Genomic DNA, 13,768 nt, shown 5'->3' on the forward strand with positions numbered 1-13,768 from the left:
CCGGGTGTTCTGCTACGCGGCCGAGACGGCCCCTTCATCGATCGCATATTGCAGCGACCGGGTCAGCATCGCGGCTTCCGCAGTATCCAGATACGCAAGGCCAAGCTGGCCGTTTTCAACCCAGGCAACGCGGGCGGCGGCGAACTTGCCGTCATAATAAAGATCGACCGCATCGTTCGCCTTGGCTGCGAGGGGAGCGATCCCTTCTGCGCGGATGCCGGTTGCCGAAGCGTCGAGAATGCTGATGGTGTGCGATTTTCCGTCAGGGTCGGTGATCTGTGCTTCAGGATAAGGCCGGGCAAGCGGATGGCGTGTGGCACCGCGCCGGTCAGACATGGCGCGGTTGTCCTCGATCACATGCTCGAGGTTGGATTTCAGCGTCGTCATGCCGCCTTCGATTTCGCGGATGATGGCCTCGATTTCCGCCCCGATGCTGTCCAGCGCGGCTACTTCATCCACCATGTCGCCAATCTTGGTGGAGACATTCTCGACGCTTTTGCTTGAGGACTGGGTGGCCCGGCTGATTTCCTGCGTGGTGGCCGACTGCTGGGTGATGGCGGATGCCACGCCGCTGCTCGCCTCCGCAATATGGCTCATACGGCCGACGATCTTCTTGACCTCCGACACAGCCTTTTCCACCTCGCCCAGCATGCTTTGCACCAGACCCTGGATTTCCTCGGACGATTTCGCGGTCTGGTTGGCGAGGCCTTTCACTTCGCTGGCAACCACCGCAAAGCCCTTGCCGGCGTCCCCGGCGCGGGCGGCCTCGATCGTGGCATTGAGGGCGAGGAGGTTTGTCTGGTCGGCAATGTCGCCGATGATGGTGACCACATCGGTGATATGTTCGGCTGCCGACGTAAGCCCGCCGAGCGAGCGGCTGACATCTTCGGCTTCCATGGTCATGGTGCTGACCAGCTCCTGCGAGCGTTGCACCTGCACCGAGATTTCGCGGATCGAGGCATCAAGCTCTTCGGATGCTGCCGCAATGGCCTGCGCGTCGCCCAGTGCCGTGCCTGATGCGGATTTCACGGTGTCCATCACGTCGGTCATTCTGGTGGTGGCGTCCGACAGGCGTGTGCCTGTGCGGGCGGCGGTGTTCGATGCCTCGACGATCGAGGCAACCATGGTGCTAAGTTCGTTTTCGACAAGGTTGGCAAGCTTGGAAAGGCTTTCGGCTACTGCGGCCTGCCGTTCGCTCGCAGCTTTCTGGGCTGCCATCTTGGCTTCAAGCTCGGCCCGTTTTTCGCCTTCCTCGCGGCGCTGTTCTTCCTGCGCGATGCGGATGTCTTCTTCGCGTTTCTGCTGCCGCATTTCCTCAATGTCCTTGAGGTTGTTGCGGAAGGTGTCGAGGTTCCTTGAAAAGGAGCCGATCTCACTCTTCTGTCTTTGAAAAGGGATAACCGTATCGAACTCTCCGGCCGAGATTTTGTTGGTGATTCCCATCAGGCTATAGATGGGACGGCGGATGCTTTCGCTGAGAATGAGCGACAGGCCGATCATGACAAGCATGGTGCCGATATTGAAAGCAGCGGTCCAGAGGAGGGCGGTTGCGGCAGCGGCACTCCGTTCTGCGGCCAATGCAGAAAGCTCACCCGAGAGGGACTTTTCGAGTTCGTAAAGACGGTCGATCCTGTCTGTTGCTGCCTCAAACCAGTCGGCGCCGGTGACGCCGCCGGTGTCGCCTGACGTGAAGCTGGCGAGGGCTGTGGCGCGCAGGGTATTCACCTTGCCGGCTTCAGGGCTTGCCAGAACAGCGTCCAGCTGCCGGACCTTTTGTTTATCGGCCATGGCGCGGAAGAAGCTGAGGAAAGCCTCCTGCTGGGCGATCATGCTGGTAAAGTTGCGGGCGATTTCCGGTGAAAAGCTGCCGGCACCGAAGCCGGAGGCGCCCATGGCGCGTTCAAGCCCCGCCCGTTCCTTGGCCTCAAGAAGCGCCAGAAGTGCGGCACCACGCACCGTGATCTCGCTGTCTGCGCTATCCTTGATCGTGTCGGCATAAAGCCTGAGAAGCTTGCCGATGGTGCCGGTATAATAGCCGGCCATCTCGGGAACGCTGAGATTGAGCGCCGATACATCAGCGCGGACGGTGTCGATCTTGTCGAGTTCGCTGCGGATTTCCATCACGAGCAACGAATAGTGCTGCGCCACCGGATTGAGACCAAAGCTGTTAATGAGCCTTTCAAGCCGCGTATCGGTTTCGCGTCGCTGGCTTGTCAGGTTGTCGGCCAGTCTGCCGTTCCCGCGCGAGCCGATATAGCCCGCACTGGTGCCCCGTTCCTTTTGCAATTCATGCACAAGGGCGCTGGCGGATTCCGCAAGCTCCACGCCGCTGATCGTGACAGTGGCGCGGGATCGGGTCTCAACGGCTTCAAAAATTCTGGGAACGCTGAACAGCAGAATGGTCACTGTTGCAAGGCCGACGATCAGCAGCAAACGGGACCGGATCGACAGGTCATCCAAGAAGCGCATAATACAACTCCTTATATCCCAAACCTGTAGGGTGCCCGATTGTGAGCTTGAGTCAAGTTTACCGGCCGAAAGGCGTCAATTCGGGCTAATGACGCGAAAAAATGGCCAATTGAACGGTCATTTTACGCGTTATTGGCAAAATCGCGCCGACTGCGGGCGACTCCGGCGATACCCGGATAAGGAGTTTTCGGCTTCGGCAGACGCCGCCCTATGATGCCTTGCGGATATTATCGAGGAAGGTCGAGATCGTACTGCTCATGCTGCCCGATTGATCGACCAGCCGGTTGGCGGAAGAGAGAACCTGCGTGGCTGCTGATCCGGTCGTCTGCGCCGCCTCGCTGACCCCCTGGATGTTCGAGGTGACGTCATCGGTGCCGGCGGCGGTCTGCTGCACGGTTGTTGCGATCTCGTTGGTGGCTGCCCCCTGTTCCTCCACGGCTGCTGCGATCATCGACGAGATTTCATTCATCGAGGCAATCGTGCGGTTGATGCGATCGATCGAGGAGACGGCCTTCTGGGTTTCGGCCTGGATTTCCGAAACCTGCGTGGTGATTTCCTCGGTGGCCTTCGCAGTGTGCTGGGCCAGCGATTTGACCTCGCTTGCCACCACCGCAAAGCCGCGCCCGGCATCGCCCGCCCGCGCGGCCTCGATGGTCGCGTTGAGCGCCAGAAGGTTCGTCTGTTCGGCGATATCGTTGATCAGCTGCACCACATTGCTGATGCGGTCGGCCGTTTCGACAAGGCCCTTGATGCCGGCGTCGGCGCTGCGGCCTTCGTCCACCGCCACCTGCGCCAGTTCGCTGCTGCGGCTGACCTGGCGGCTGATTTCATGGATCGAGGCGCTCAGTTCCTCTGCACTTGTCGCCACGGCCTGCACATGGGCAGCTGTCTGCTGCGCGGCGGATGCCACGGTGGTGGCCTGCGTACCGGTTTCCTCGGCGGTCGAGGACATCAGCGAGGCAGTCTCCTGCAGCTCCCGCCCGGCCTGACCAAGCGTGGAGAGGAGCGCCATTGCCGCGCTGTCGAAATCGCGGATCAGGCCATCGATATAGGCCTGCCGTTTGCGCTCGGCCTCCATTTGCGCTTCCTTCTCGCGTTCGCGCTCGGCCCGTGTTTCCTCCTCGGCGATCTTGCGGAGACGCTCTTCTTCCGCTCGCGCGGCTTCCTGCTCTGCCATGCGGCGGTTATCGAGAAGTTTTTCGCGGAAGATCTCAAGCCCCGCCGCCATCTTGCCGATCTCGTCCGCCCGGTTGCGGCCGGAGACATGGATATCGAGATTATCGGCGGCCAGCGCATCCACATCCCCCGTGATCGCCACGATGGGCCGCGCGATGCCGCGCCCGATAAAGACGGCTGCCCAAACACCAAGCCCGATGGCAACCAGCGAGACAATGATGGTGAAGATCAGGCCGAACTGCAGCGCGGCGTCAGTTTCGGGGCCGAGGGTATCCTGCTCTTTCTTGATATCCAGCTTGAAGGCTTCAAGGTCATCGGCCACCGCCCGCCCGGTTACATCAAGTTTATTTCTCACAACATCATTGCGTGTGTCCGTCAGCCCCTTCAGCTGCTGAAACGTCTCGGTATAGTCCCGCCGCGAGCTATCCAGTGCCGTGACTGCATCCCGGTGATGGGAAGCGGCAGGCGCTGCAGGGATATCGGAAAGCCCTTCGCCGGCGGCAGCGGCATGCTGCATGGCCTGCGTGTAATCATGCTCATTGCCCGAAAGCAGATATTTGTTGGCATGCAGGCGCATCATCATCATCGGATACAGGGCTTCGTTGACGGCGATCATCAGCGCCATGTTATCGGCAACACGGGCGGCTTCACCGATCGACAGGAGCCCGGATTGCAGGTCCGGCCCCAGCCGGTCCAGCTTTTCGGACACCAGCACGTGCTTTTCGCGCTCCAGCGAGGTGATCTGTTCGAAATGTTCCGAATAGGCGCGAATATCGTTTCCTGCCTCTGCAACGAATCCGCTGTGGGCCGAGCCCTCCATCATCGCCATCAGCTCCTGCTGCGCTTCAAGCGTTTGGGCGGTTCGGTCCTTTACCCGGTTCGCTGCGTCATCTGATGCAGCGATCAGAAAATCCTTGGCGGCGATCCTGGCAAGCAACAGATTTGCCTGCACGCGCCCGGCTTGAACTGCCTGACGAGCTGTTGCCCGATATTCAGCAAAGGCATAGCGGCCGGTGAATAGCTCGAGGCTCGCGACCAGTGTGACAATGAAGAAAAGCGCGATAACAGCGCCGAAGCCAGCGGCAATGCGGCGGGAAATGCTCAGTTTATCGAAGCGGGACAACACAGATGGCCTCCTGTCGGTTCAGGGAGGGGCACCGCAATGGGACGACGCCCGGATCACACCTTCCCCGGCAACAGGCACGGGGGGCGAAACGCACGAACAAGGAAACGTCAAAGACGGCATGATACCGGCAGCAGGGGCAGGTGATCAACAGTAACCGGTTGGGGGGTAATGGTGTTGCGATGCACGGGGGAGGTGGCATGGTAGCATGTTGCGCAGAAGTGGTCGGTCTATCCCCTGCGTGTCTGAAAACATCTCAGCTGTTCTTTCTAGGGGCACAATGTCTCAGGTTGCAGGCGCCCAGTGTTTGGAAGGTGCTGCTGAAAATGCAGGCCGTCGGATAGAATTAATGTGCCACTCTAAGTTTGTTAGTTTGTCGACCGCCTAATAATCTGTGTTGAGTGGCCGTTAATGTGATCTACATTTTCGATCCATGATTGACACCGTGCGTTGATACTGCATCCTGCTTCAATAACCTTTCAGGGAGCAAGTTATGGCGTTGAAGATCATAGAGTTTTTTGGCCACAAACCTCTGGATCCAGCTGCCAAACAATTTAGTGACAACAAGCTTTGCCCTTATATCGAAAGTGCCTGTTCAAAGCCGAACCATGGTGCCTGCTCGGTCCGGCAGACAAGCGGTGATCCGGTCATTTGCTGCCCTAACCGTCTCTATGCGGATAGCTACCGTCTGCTCACCGATGTTGGCGTTGAGGCGTTTGGCCAAGGTATTGAAGTTATTAAGCCGGATGAATGGAAAAACCGACAACAGTTCAGGGAGCTGAATGGAAATGAGGTGGTGGCATTCGGGCACCGCTGGGGGCGTGAGCTCCCACTGCCTACTCCACCTGGAAGCACACAGGCCGAAAAAGGGAAATTCTATGTCGACTGGGTGCTGGCGAAACTGACCGCTCAGGGCGACTTGGAGCAGATGACGGCGCTCGAAGTTCAGACTATCGACACGACCGGAAATTATTCCGACCAGTCTAGGGCCTTTTTTCTAGGCCAGCCCTTTCATGATAAGCAAGGCCGCGAGCTGGGGTACAGTAACAGCGGCTTGAATTGGGAGAACGTAAATAAACGCATCCTGCCACAGCTCATCTATAAGGGGCATGTTCTGCGCCGTGAGCCAAAGTGTACAAAGGGTCTCTTTTTTGTTTGCCCTCAGCAAGTTCTAGAGCGCATCCGTGTGCGGCTAGGGGATAATCTGCACGACTACCCCTTGGGTGCAGGAACGATCACGTTCAGGAGCTATTCGCTTGGCGAACCGAATGCGGAGACTGCCAGACGAGATTTTGCCTTTGCATGCCAATTCACCACAACGGTTGATCAGGTCGCCTTGGCGTTTACCTCCCCCAGAAACTTGCCTGACATGGGTGTCTACGAAGGCGCCATTGGGGCTTTCCTGAGGCGTTAAATTATTCAGCCGCAATGCCGGTCGTTTGCGCCCGTTCCATTTCCAAAATCTGCAACGCTACACTCCGGCCAAGCAGCGGTGGCACAGCATTGCCGACTTGAACATATTGCTCAGTCTGTGAGCCTTGGAAGTCGAAGAAGTCGGGAAAACTTTGAAGGCGGGCAGCTTCGCGGACCGTAATTGCGCGGTCTTGGAAGGGGTGGATATATGCACCCCAGTGCACATCGCACTTTGTCAGGATGGTGCAGGATAGACCATCAGGGCGCATACGCCCGTAGCGCTTAGTGTGATCGCTCCGCTTGGCCCGCTTCATACCCTCCGGCAACAGTTCCAATGGGATATCGCGCCACGACCCACCGATTGGAATATGCTTCATCCGTGCAACATTAATTGCGCCGAGCTTCGGTGACGAGTGATTGAACAGTGCTGATGCCTCTTCGCGGAGGCTTGCCTGATAGGCATTTAGGGGCCTACAGGCATATCCAAGGCCGATGCCCTTTTCCCCATTTTCTAACTCAGGCAAATCGCCAATGGCATCCCAGATGCTGGTGAAGGGGATGCCGCCATTGCCGTATGTTTGGTTTGGGAAGGAAACAGGAATTCCAAGCCTGTTGGCAATGAAGAAAATGCGGCGGCGCTCCTGTGGAACACCATAGTCCTCCGCTTTCAATATCTTGGAATCAATGTCGTGGTAGCCGAGCCTGCGTAGTTCGGCTTTGATCGTTTCGACGACACCACCACCAGCGATGCTGGTGATGCCTGTGACGTTCTCCATCACCACCCATTCGGGGGCGGTTCCCTCAACAATCCTGAGATATTCTTTAAACAGGGACGCCCGCTCGTCATGCATGCCGCGTTGGTGGTTATACACTGAATAGGCTTGGCACGGTGGCCCGCCCAAAAGCACTGAAAGCTCACCTTTCCTTAGGCCAGCAGCCTTTAGCAGATCATTGGCGGTCACATCCTGAATGGGACGATCGATGAACTCGGCTTCCTTGTGTGTGAGCTTGTAGGTTTCTCCGGCTGCGGGAAATAAGTCGTTGCCAGCTAGAACATGATAACCCGCTTGGCGAAATCCTTCAGAGAGGCCGCCGGCGCCACAAAATAGATCGATAGCGGATTTTTGAAGCGCCATATTCAGCCCCCTGAGTTCAGTTAAGCCAACCTAGCAAATCGGAAGAATCATGAAAAGTTTCCTGATCTTCTTTATCGTGATAGCCCGCTCGGATCAAGAACAAAAATAGAACAAAAGACGAAGCCTCCGGGTGGCTATTCTAGTACAATATGATCAACACTTTGCCCTTCACGTCCGTACCGATTTGTTCTGCGACGGAACTCCGGTTCGATCGGAGTGACCCGCGAAAGGCATAAAAAAAGCCACCCGTAAGGGGTGGCCTTTTTGATGGTGCCCGGGGCCGGAATCGAACCAGCGACACGCGGATTTTCAATCCGCTGCTCTACCAACTGAGCTACCCGGGCATCTGGGCATTTTGAGCGGGCGCCAAGGTGCGTCCGTCAGTCAGCGAAGGGGCTTGTAGCCAATCTTATCCGGCCTGTCCAGCCTTGGATTCAAAAAAATGCCGCGCCCGTGGCCGCTGCTTTCAGTGGCGTGTGGGCTCGCTGTCCTCGCCGTCGTCTTCCATGCCCTGATCGATATCCTGGCTTGCTGGCAGCACATAGTCCTCGTTGAACCATTTGCCGAGGTCGAGGTCGGCGCAGCGCTTGCTGCAGAAGGGCTTATAGGTATCGACAGTTGCCTTGCCGCATTCGGGGCATTTTCCATCGGCCATCGGGTCACTCCTTCACGATTGCCACGCCGCCCGGCGTGGCGGTGGTCAGCTTCACCTGCCGCGCGGTCGCTGCACTGAGGGCTTCTGTAAGCGCGGGGCGGGCTTCCAGCCAGCCGGTTACCGAAGCCTCGGCACGGATCTCGATCAGGCCGGGCGTGTTGCCCATGCCGGTGCGGCGCGCTTCGCGCAGCAGCTTCAGCGCGGCGCCTTGCGCCCGCATCGCGGGCTTGCGGGCAACACTCAGGCGGTCCCGCAGGCTGAGGCCCGTACGCTTGCGGGCGATTTCCACAAGGCCGAAGGTCGAGATGCCGGTATGCTGCACGGGCACGGTATCGGCCTTAAAGGCGTCGTCCATCGCGGCCATCAGCTCGGCGGCGTGGCCCTTGGCGCCCATATCGATGAAATCGACGACGACAAGCCCGCCGATATCCTGGAAGCGCAGATGGAAGGCGACGGCCTGCGCGGCTTCAAGGTTAACCTGCAGCTTGGCATCCACGGCGCGGCGGCCCTGCAGGGCGGCGCCCATGTTCACGTCTATCGCGGTCATGGCGGGGGTCGGGTGGATGCCGATCCAGCCGCCTGAGGGCAGCTCGATGCGGTCGGCAAGTGCCTCGTCGATGGCTTCCTCCACACCCGTGGCTTCAAACGCCGGATGGTCGCCTTCATAGAGGGCGACACGGCGGAACAGGTCGGGCCAGCGGTTGCGGGCAAGGCCCTGGGCTGCATGCAGCGCATCGATATCGGTGAGGAGGACCGGGGTGTCGCCGTCGTCGACGGCCAGCAAGGCCTGCTCGATAGGGGCGAGGGAGAAGACAAGGCCTTCGGTTTGGGGTGCGGTCAGCGCTTCGGCGAGCCAGCGGGCTTCGTCGGCAACGGCTTCGGGCGTCACGCTGCCGGCGCGGCTGCGCACCACCAGTGCCACCTCATCGGCGATGGGGGCCAGGAGCTCGGTCAGCTCCTTCACCGCCTTGGGGCCAAGGTCTTTCGAGAAATTCAGGCGGCTCGCGCCGGCTTCCGCCACCACATAGCGGCCGGTAAGGCGCGGGCGGGGGGTGACGGGCAAGGCCTTGTCATCCAGAAGCGAGGGCTCGGCCACCACCTGCACGCGGAGGCGTTCGCCTTCTGCCACGCAGTCGCTAATCGATTGCGCGCCGCCGCCGACGATCAGCTTGGCGCGGCGCAGGTTGAGGATGCCCGAACGCTTGCCGTCAAGGTCAAGGAAGGCGATGTCGCTGGCGGTATCGAGCCTGGTGACGCGTGCGTCGAAAATGGCGTGAAGCGGGGTGAGCGCGGCCTCGGCATGGAAATCGAGCGCGACGGGCAGGCCGTCTTCGTCGATCACAGCGCTACGCCATTCGCCGATACCGGCTTCGATCAGGGTGCAGGCAGTCATTCGGATATTCCGTTGAGTGTGTAGGGCGCGTGGGCGACAAGCCAGCCGTTCACTTCAAAGAGCGGCAAGCCCACGACAGCAGTGTAGGAGCCCGACAGGAAGCGCACGAAGGTGGAGCCATGCCCCTGCACCGCATAGCCGCCGGCCTTGCCGTGCCATTCGCCGCCCGCGATATAGGCGTCGATCTCGGCCGGCGACAGCACCTTGAAGGCAACCGTGGTGGTGACCGATTTGGTGCGCTGCTTGCCATCGGCGGTGACGAGCGAAATGCCGGTGATCACGCGGTGGCGGCGGCCCGAAAGCGCCTTCAGGCAGGCGCGCGCAGTGGCCTCGTCTTCGGCTTTCGGCAGGATGCGGCGGCCAAGCGCCACGACCGTATCGGCGGCGAGCACGATGGTGCCGGGCTCACCAGCGGCGACAGCGGCGGCCTTTTCGGCGGCCAGTCGCTCGGCATGGGGCAACGGCAGCTCGCCCTTCATCGGCGTTTCGTCGATGTCGGCAGGGGCGACGGCATCAGGCGTCACCCCGATCTGGGCGAGAAGGGCCAGACGACGCGGCGAGGCCGACGCAAGGATGAAGCGCGGCGGCATAGCCGGATGCGGCCCGTTACTTGAAGCGGTAGGTGATGCGACCTTTGGTGAGGTCGTAGGGGGTCAGCTCGACGAGGACATCGTCGCCAGCCAGAACGCGGATGCGGTTCTTGCGCATCTTGCCGGCGGTGTGACCGAGAATCTCGTGGTCGTTTTCAAGCTTTACGCGGAACATGGCGTTCGGCAACAGCTCGGTTACCGTACCACGCATCTCGAGGACTTCTTCTTTAGCCATTCTTGCTCCTGGACAGTGCCAATAACGGCGCTGGGACCAGGCCCACGCCGTTCAAGTTTCATAAACGCGGCACATACATGATCCGATCGCGGCAGAAATGCAACATTTTTGGCGCGTTTCGCCGCAGGCTGCCTGCATCAACGATAGATGAGTGCCGAAAAGTGTGGCCCGGATGTCACGGAAATTAAGTGAAGTGGAAGCGATCCGCGATGCGGACTTCGAGATGGTCGCGCACCAGCCGGTAGCTGTCGATCACGCGGTCGCGGTGGCCTTCGGCGTCACCGGGATCGGGCGTTGCCCAATATTCGAGCTTCGGGTTATCGGCGCCAAGCGTGCGGGCGAGCTTCATATGACTTTCGGGCGTCAGCGCCACTACTAGGTCGAAATCGGCGGGATCGACTTCAGACAGCGTCTTCGGGGCATGGTCGGCGATATCGATATCGTCTTCCGCCATCACCGATACGGTGAAGGGGTCGGCGGCACCCGCGATCAGGCCAACCGATTCGACAAACATGCGCCGCCGGGCCAGCTTCTGCGTGATGGCCTCGGCCATCGGACTCCGGACAGAATTCTGGTTGCAGACGAAAAGGACGCTTTTCGGGTGCAGGAATGTCATAGCGGGCCTCGGCCTTCCTTCAGGTGCAGGACGCAGATCAGCGTGAACAGGCGGCGGGCCGTCTGCATATCGATTTCTATCTTGCCGTCGAGGCGCTCGCGCAACAGCTCGCTGCCTTCGTTGTGGACACCGCGGCGCCCCATGTCGATCGCCTCGATCTGCGACGGGCTGGCCGAGCGGATGGCTTCATAATAGCTGTCACAGATGGCGAAATATTCGCGGATGATGCGGCGGAAGGGCGTCATGGCGAGCCGGAAGCTCATGAGGTCCGACCCGTCGGACGCGCGCACATCAAACCCCAGCCGCCCTTCGATGGTGGAAAGATGCAGCTTGTAGGGGCCTTCGTAAGTCTCGTCTGCGGATTTCAGGAGGGAGAAGCTGTTTTCCTCCAGAAGGTCGAAGATGGCAATCCGGCGCTCATGCTCGACATCGGCGCTCCAACGGGCGACCGTCGAATCGTCTAGCGTGACATCGATGAGCCGGCGATCTGCCATCTAGCCTCCCTGTTTTTCCGGCAGCCGGATGGCAACCGACAGCGCGTGGGCGCCAAGCCCTTCGGCTTCGGCAAGCTTCACGGCAGACGGCCCGATGGCCCTGAGGCCTTCGTCATTCATCTGCACGAAGGTGGTGCGCTTCATGAAATCATAGACCGAAAGGCCGGACGAGAAACGCGCGGTGCGCGAGGTCGGCAGCACATGGTTCGGCCCGGCGATATAGTCGCCGATGGCTTCGGGCGTCAGGCGGCCGATGAAGATGGCGCCGGCGTGGCGCACGCGGGCGGCAAAGGCCTCGGCCCCTTTGATGGCAAGCTCCAGATGCTCGGCGGCGATCCGGTCTATGAGCGGCAGGGCGGCATCGAAGCTTTCAACCGTGATGATGGCGCCGTTCGTCTCCCAGCTTTCGCGGGCGATGGCGGCACGCGGCAGGGTGGCGAGATGTGCCTCGACGGCGGCGGCCACGGCATCTGCAAAGGCCGCGTCATCGGTGATCAGGATCGACTGGGCGGCGGTATCATGCTCGGCCTGGGACAGGAGATCAGCCGCAATCCAGGCGGGGTCGTTGCGGTTGTCTGCAACGACGAGAATCTCCGACGGGCCAGCAATCGAATCGATTCCGACCGTGCCGAACACCTGCCGCTTGGCTTCTGCCACGAAGGCGTTACCGGGGCCGACGATCTTGTCCACCGGGGCAATCGTCGCGGTGCCGAAGGCGAGGGCTGCAACGGCCTGTGCGCCGCCCACGCGGTAAATCTCGGTCACGCCTGCTTCGCGCGCGGCAGCGAGCACGAGGGGGTTGGTTACGCCCTCGGGCGTCGGCACCACCATCACAACGCGCCCGACGCCTGCAACGGCGGCCGGGATCGCATTCATCAGCACGCTGGATGGATAGCTGGCGAGGCCCCCCGGCACATAAAGCCCGGCGGCGTCCACGGCGGTCCAGCGCTCGCCCAGATGGATGCCGGCCTCGTCCGTGAAGCTGAACCCGGCGGGGCGCTGGCGTTCGTGATAGGCGCGGATGCGGCTGGCGGCCACGCGAAGTGCTGCAAGCGTATCGGCGTCCACTGCCTCAACTGCAGCGTCAAGCTCGGCAGATGTAATCGCAAGGCCATTTGTTTCGACATCGAAACGGTCGAAGCGGCGGGTATAGGCGGCAAGCGCTGCGTCACCGTTCGCCTTCACGTCCGCAAGGATGGTGGCAACCGTATCGCGCACGTCCGGCGCGCTTTCGCGCTTCAGCGACAGAAGCGTGCGGAAATGCGCCTCGAATTCGCGCTCGTGGATATCAAGCCGCCGCGCCACCAACTGCCTCCCTGAAACGTTCGATCCAGTGGCTGAGCGCCGCCGGGCGCGTCTTGAAGGCCGGGCGGTTGACAACAAGCCGCGAGGACACGTCGGCAATCACCGAAACTTCCTTCAGGCCGTTGGCCTTGAGCGTGCCGCCGGTGGAGACAAGGTCCACGATGCGTTTGGAAAGGCCCAGAGAAGGGGCCAGCTCCATCGCGCCGTTCAGCTTGATGCATTCAGCCTGCACGCCAAGCCCGGCGAAATAGGCGCGGGTAAGGTTCGGATATTTGGTGGCGACCCGGATGTGCGAATGGGCGCGCGGGTCATCGTCCGCTTCCTCGACCGGCATGGCGAGCGACAGGCGGCAATGGCCGATCTTCAGATCAAGCGGCGAATAGAGGTCCGCATAGTTGAATTCGGTCAGCACATCGTTGCCAACGACGCCGAGATGGGCTGCGCCGAACGCCACAAAGGTGGCGGCATCGAAGGCGCGCACGCGGATGATCGAAAGCCCCGGCACGTTCGTCGCGAACTCCAGCTGGCGGGATTTCGGGTCGTCAAACGCGGCTTCGGGCTCGATACCGGCCGCGCGGACAAGCGGCATCACTTCATCAAGGATGCGGCCCTTGGGGAGGGCGAGGACAAGTTTTTCCGGGGCGGCCATAGGGGCTCTTCCAATCCGTTCAGTCAATCAATCATGGTTCGGGCGGGCACCGGCTGGCCATGGCTCCGAAAGGTCGCTCATGATCCCGTCGATACAATCGGCCTTCAGGCGCACCGAGGAGCCACCCGCGAAGGTCAGCACGATTTCGAAGGCTTCGTCAATCGCTTGCGCGTCGATGGCGAGAAGGGCGCCAACGGCATCGGGGTCGCCAAGGGCGATATTCTTCGTCGTTGCCGCCGTCACATCATTCAGATGGAGGCCGGTGCGCACGCGCTCCCCCTTCGCGCCTACAAGGCGGGAGAAGAGGCCGGGCGCGGCCTCGTGGCGGTAACGGTTGCCGATGAGGGCAAAGCGGCGGGCCGTGGCATCAAAGGCCATGTCAACGGCAGCCACCACGCAGTCTTGCATCAGCGCGGAGGCGACGGACAGGTCCTTCCCGTCGGTGATCCTGAGTTTCAAAGTTTCGGGCATTCGGCCAAAAAATTCCTGAATTAAGCGCGTCGAATGCCGGTGA

Annotated in this window: 13 protein-coding genes and 1 tRNA gene; 1 reads left to right on the forward strand and 13 read right to left on the reverse strand. The window is 60.6% G+C overall.

What is annotated here, in order from left to right; all coding sequences use genetic code 11:
• Positions 1–12: 12 nt before the first annotated feature.
• Positions 13–2,469 carry a methyl-accepting chemotaxis protein gene (locus PH603_RS03630; RefSeq protein ID WP_289504578.1) on the reverse strand — a complete coding sequence of 819 codons (2,457 nt, stop codon included), beginning with the start codon at positions 2,467–2,469 and terminating at the stop codon, positions 13–15.
• Positions 2,470–2,677: 208 nt separating this feature from the next.
• On the reverse strand, positions 2,678–4,768 hold the full coding sequence (locus PH603_RS03635; protein WP_289504579.1) for a methyl-accepting chemotaxis protein: 2,091 nt from the start codon (positions 4,766–4,768) through the stop codon (positions 2,678–2,680).
• A gap of 493 nt (positions 4,769–5,261) precedes the next feature.
• Here PH603_RS03635 and PH603_RS03640 point away from each other — a divergent pair, with 493 nt between their 5' ends.
• On the forward strand, positions 5,262–6,182 hold the full coding sequence (locus tag PH603_RS03640; protein WP_289504580.1) for a NotI family restriction endonuclease: 921 nt from the start codon (positions 5,262–5,264) through the stop codon (positions 6,180–6,182).
• 1 nt (position 6,183) lies between these two features.
• Here the strand turns inward: PH603_RS03640 and PH603_RS03645 are convergent, their stop codons facing one another.
• The 11 genes from PH603_RS03645 to PH603_RS03695 form a co-directional block, all read right to left on the reverse strand.
• A complete protein-coding gene (locus PH603_RS03645) occupies positions 6,184–7,317 on the reverse strand; it encodes a DNA cytosine methyltransferase (protein ID WP_289504581.1) in 1,134 nt (377 codons plus the stop codon).
• Between the two features lie 268 nt (positions 7,318–7,585).
• Positions 7,586–7,661, reverse strand: a tRNA-Phe gene (locus PH603_RS03650).
• A 122-nt stretch (positions 7,662–7,783) separates the two neighbouring features.
• A complete protein-coding gene (locus tag PH603_RS03655; protein ID WP_289504582.1) occupies positions 7,784–7,972 on the reverse strand; it encodes a DNA gyrase inhibitor YacG in 189 nt (62 codons plus the stop codon).
• A 4-nt stretch (positions 7,973–7,976) separates the two neighbouring features.
• Positions 7,977–9,365 carry a ribonuclease E/G gene (locus PH603_RS03660; RefSeq protein ID WP_289504583.1) on the reverse strand — a complete coding sequence of 463 codons (1,389 nt, stop codon included), beginning with the start codon at positions 9,363–9,365 and terminating at the stop codon, positions 7,977–7,979.
• Positions 9,362–9,955, reverse strand: coding sequence for a Maf family protein (locus PH603_RS03665; protein ID WP_289504584.1), 594 nt, complete (start codon positions 9,953–9,955; stop codon positions 9,362–9,364). The genes PH603_RS03660 and PH603_RS03665 overlap by 4 nt, the downstream gene beginning before the upstream one ends.
• A 16-nt stretch (positions 9,956–9,971) precedes the next feature.
• On the reverse strand, positions 9,972–10,190 hold the full coding sequence (gene infA, locus PH603_RS03670) for a translation initiation factor IF-1 (protein WP_191250466.1): 219 nt from the start codon (positions 10,188–10,190) through the stop codon (positions 9,972–9,974).
• Positions 10,191–10,374: 184 nt separating this feature from the next.
• A complete protein-coding gene (locus PH603_RS03675; RefSeq protein WP_289504585.1) occupies positions 10,375–10,806 on the reverse strand; it encodes an arsenate-mycothiol transferase ArsC in 432 nt (143 codons plus the stop codon).
• Positions 10,803–11,300, reverse strand: a complete 498-nt coding sequence (locus PH603_RS03680) for a UPF0262 family protein (protein ID WP_289504586.1) — start codon at positions 11,298–11,300, stop codon at positions 10,803–10,805. The genes PH603_RS03675 and PH603_RS03680 overlap by 4 nt, the downstream gene beginning before the upstream one ends.
• Positions 11,301–12,605 carry a histidinol dehydrogenase gene (hisD, locus tag PH603_RS03685; protein WP_289504587.1) on the reverse strand — a complete coding sequence of 435 codons (1,305 nt, stop codon included), beginning with the start codon at positions 12,603–12,605 and terminating at the stop codon, positions 11,301–11,303.
• Complete coding sequence (gene hisG, locus PH603_RS03690; protein ID WP_289504589.1) at positions 12,589–13,254, reverse strand: ATP phosphoribosyltransferase; 666 nt, start codon at positions 13,252–13,254, stop codon at positions 12,589–12,591. The genes hisD and hisG overlap by 17 nt, the downstream gene beginning before the upstream one ends.
• A 27-nt stretch (positions 13,255–13,281) precedes the next feature.
• Positions 13,282–13,725: a DUF2948 family protein gene (locus tag PH603_RS03695; RefSeq protein WP_289504590.1), complete on the reverse strand. Its 444-nt coding sequence runs from the start codon at positions 13,723–13,725 to the stop codon at positions 13,282–13,284.
• Positions 13,726–13,768 lie beyond the last annotated feature (43 nt).

The organism is Gimibacter soli, assembly GCF_028463845.1.
GTDB classification, from domain to species: Bacteria; Pseudomonadota; Alphaproteobacteria; order Sphingomonadales; family Kordiimonadaceae; genus Gimibacter; species Gimibacter soli.

Excerpts from the sequence above, each read along its gene's own strand:
- PH603_RS03665 (WP_289504584.1), bottom strand. The coding sequence starts at position 9,955 with ATGCCGCCGCGCTTCATCCTTGCGTCGGCCTCGCCGCGTCGTCTGGCC.
- PH603_RS03645 (WP_289504581.1), bottom strand. The coding sequence starts at position 7,317 with ATGGCGCTTCAAAAATCCGCTATCGATCTATTTTGTGGCGCCGGCGGC.
- PH603_RS03675 (WP_289504585.1), bottom strand. The coding sequence starts at position 10,806 with ATGACATTCCTGCACCCGAAAAGCGTCCTTTTCGTCTGCAACCAGAAT.
- PH603_RS03680 (WP_289504586.1), bottom strand. The coding sequence starts at position 11,300 with ATGGCAGATCGCCGGCTCATCGATGTCACGCTAGACGATTCGACGGTC.
- PH603_RS03640 (WP_289504580.1), top strand. The coding sequence starts at position 5,262 with ATGGCGTTGAAGATCATAGAGTTTTTTGGCCACAAACCTCTGGATCCA.
- hisG (WP_289504589.1), bottom strand. The coding sequence starts at position 13,254 with ATGGCCGCCCCGGAAAAACTTGTCCTCGCCCTCCCCAAGGGCCGCATC.
- PH603_RS03630 (WP_289504578.1), bottom strand. The coding sequence starts at position 2,469 with ATGCGCTTCTTGGATGACCTGTCGATCCGGTCCCGTTTGCTGCTGATC.
- PH603_RS03660 (WP_289504583.1), bottom strand. The coding sequence starts at position 9,365 with ATGACTGCCTGCACCCTGATCGAAGCCGGTATCGGCGAATGGCGTAGC.
- PH603_RS03655 (WP_289504582.1), bottom strand. The coding sequence starts at position 7,972 with ATGGCCGATGGAAAATGCCCCGAATGCGGCAAGGCAACTGTCGATACC.
- PH603_RS03695 (WP_289504590.1), bottom strand. The coding sequence starts at position 13,725 with ATGCCCGAAACTTTGAAACTCAGGATCACCGACGGGAAGGACCTGTCC.
- infA (WP_191250466.1), bottom strand. The coding sequence starts at position 10,190 with ATGGCTAAAGAAGAAGTCCTCGAGATGCGTGGTACGGTAACCGAGCTG.